Origin of the sequence: Pseudomonas sp. NPDC087346 (assembly GCF_044744235.1) — a bacterium.
GTDB lineage: Bacteria > Pseudomonadota > Gammaproteobacteria > Pseudomonadales > Pseudomonadaceae > Aquipseudomonas.
This window is the reverse complement of sequence record NZ_JBIUXX010000160.1, coordinates 1-2309: the sequence shown is the minus strand read 5'-3', so window position 1 is coordinate 2309 and position 2309 is coordinate 1. Positions and strand designations below refer to the sequence as shown.

Annotated in this window: 3 protein-coding genes; 1 reads left to right on the top strand and 2 read right to left on the bottom strand. The window is 59.1% G+C overall.

Annotation, left to right across the window (positions count from 1 at the left end; genetic code table 11):
* Positions 1–463 (top strand): DDE-type integrase/transposase/recombinase (locus tag ACIOZM_RS31745; RefSeq protein ID WP_401221621.1); only part of this gene is annotated, 463 nt, incomplete at its 5' end.
* A gap of 922 nt (positions 464–1385) precedes the next feature.
* Here the strand turns inward: ACIOZM_RS31745 and ACIOZM_RS31740 are convergent.
* Together ACIOZM_RS31740 and ACIOZM_RS31735 are read right to left on the bottom strand one after the other, a co-directional pair.
* The gene (locus tag ACIOZM_RS31740) at positions 1386–1697 is read right to left on the bottom strand and encodes an NGG1p interacting factor NIF3 (protein WP_401221618.1); all 312 of its coding nucleotides are present in this window, start codon (positions 1695–1697) and stop codon (positions 1386–1388) included.
* A gap of 5 nt (positions 1698–1702) precedes the next feature.
* On the bottom strand, positions 1703–2309 hold a 607-nt coding region (locus ACIOZM_RS31735; protein ID WP_401221615.1), incomplete at its 5' end, for a phosphoribosylformylglycinamidine synthase subunit PurQ.

Below are 2309 nucleotides of genomic sequence, written 5' to 3'. Positions count from 1 at the left end.
CCCCCCCCCCCCCCCCCCCCCCCCCCCCCCCCCCCCCCCCCCCCCCCCCCCCCGGGTGGTGGGCTGGGCGTTGTCGGAAAAGCCGGACGCCGATCTGGTTATCAAGGCGCTGGATATGGCTTACGAGCAGCGCGGAAGACCTCAGGGCCTGCTGTTTCACTCGGATCAAGGGTCGCAGTATGCGAGTCGTTTATTTAGCCAGCGGCTGTGGCGTTATCGCATGCGCCAGAGCATGAGTCGCCGGGGGAATTGCTGGGACAACGCGCCAATGGAGCGCGTGTTCCGCAGCTTGAAAACGGAATGGATACCGACCACGGGTTACCGAACGGCTCAAGAAGCCCAGCGCGATATCAGCCATTTCTTGATGCATCGGTACAACTGGGTTCGACCCCATCAATTCAATGGTGGGCTGGCGCCAGCTCGGGCCGAAGAAAAACTTAACGTCGTGTCCGGGATTAGTTGACCACTACAGTAAGAGATCAACCCGGCCGAACCGAAGTTCGCCCGCACACAGCCGCCATAGAAGATTGTCGGCAGCAAATAAGCTGGCGGCGATTATGGTGCGGCTGACGCTTGATTAAAACCTCTAACGGGTTCTCACACCCGATCACCGATTTGCGGTGACAACCACAGACTAGAGACCGGACGTCCGACGGACAACCTGAAAACCTTGTGGGAAGGTTCTGCAATTTATCAACACGCTTAAACATCCCGAATTGAAATACGCCTCCATGTAGGAGCTGCCGAAGGCTGCGATCTTTTGATCTTCAACAGCCAAAGTCAAAAGATCGCAGCCTTCGGCAGCTCCTACAGGGGGCGGTGTACATCTGGACCGAACAGGTCGCCTGGCAGGCCGCCATCGCGAGCAGGCTCACTCCTACAGAAGAGCAAAAGCAAAGCAGTCCCGCGTCGCTTTCAACCACTCACAGGATGAGCATTAGCTCGGCTGTAGCTCTTGATCTTGATCCACAGCGCCCCGTCGGCAGGCTGAGTGGAGGGATTCATCCGGGGGTGGGCGCGCAGCGCCGGTTGGCGCAGCCAAACAGATCGAGAGGAGGTGCAGCGCAGCAAACCGTAGGCGATCCCCCCGGATGAAACCCGGAGCGAAGGAACCCCGAGCCCCAGCGAGTGGGCCGAACGTTGGGGCACAGACCTTTGCTTCCTTTGGGGCGTTTGCCAAAGGGAGTCGCTGTAAGAGCGAAACCGCCAGCGGCAGCACCCGAAAAAACCGGATATACACTCAGTAAGCCAGAACAGAGTCGCCTATAAGGGCGCCATCGCCAGCAGGCTGGCTCCCACAGTCGAATTAAGTCGCCCACCAAATCGCGGGCAACAAAAAACCCGCTGAAATCACTCTCAGCGGGTTTCTCGTTTCAGCGATCAGATCAAAAATCCTCCAACCGCCACACCTCATAAGCCGGCGTCTCATACGGATGGCTGAGCTTCAACGCAGCCACAACAGCAACGATCAACTCATCCGCGACAACAAACTCGACCTTCCACTCCTCAACCCGCTCAACCTGCCCAGCCTGACCCATAAACGGCTGACTCCCGTCCAAAGGTCGAAACTGGCCCAGACCCAGCACCTGCCATGCACAGTGGTCATAGTCACCAATCCGCCCGCCACCGGCTGCGAATACAGCGTCCTTGACCACCTCGACATGACTGTCAGGAACAAAAAACCCAAGCTTGTACACGACGCTTAGTTAACCCAGACGCGTGCATTACGGAACATACGCATCCACGGTGCGTCCTCGTTCCAGTCTTCCGAACGCCACGAGTTCTGCACCGCGCGGAACACCCGCTCCGGGTGCGGCATCATGATCGTCACACGACCATCACGGCTGGTGAGACCGGTAATCCCGCGCGGCGAACCGTTCGGGTTGGCCGGATACTTCTCGGTGACCTTGCCATGGTTGTCGACGAAACGCATCGCCACACAACCCGACAGATCGGCTTCCAGCAACGCCTCTTCGCTTTCGAATTCGGCATGACCTTCACCGTGAGCGATGGCGATCGGCATACGCGAACCGGCCATGCCCTGCAGGAAGATCGAGTTCGATTCCTGAACCTGAACCATCGCCACGCGCGCTTCGAACTGCTCGGAGCGGTTGCGCACGAAGTGCGGCCAGAACTCGCTGCCCGGGATCAGCTCGTGCAGGTTGGACATCATCTGGCAACCGTTGCACACGCCGAGGGTGAAGCTGTCGTTACGTTCGAAGAAGCCCTGGAACGCATCGCGGGCACGGCTGTTGAACAGTGCCGGTGAGGGCTGGGCCAAAGAGGCCCAGTTTAAAACCCCGGCGCAG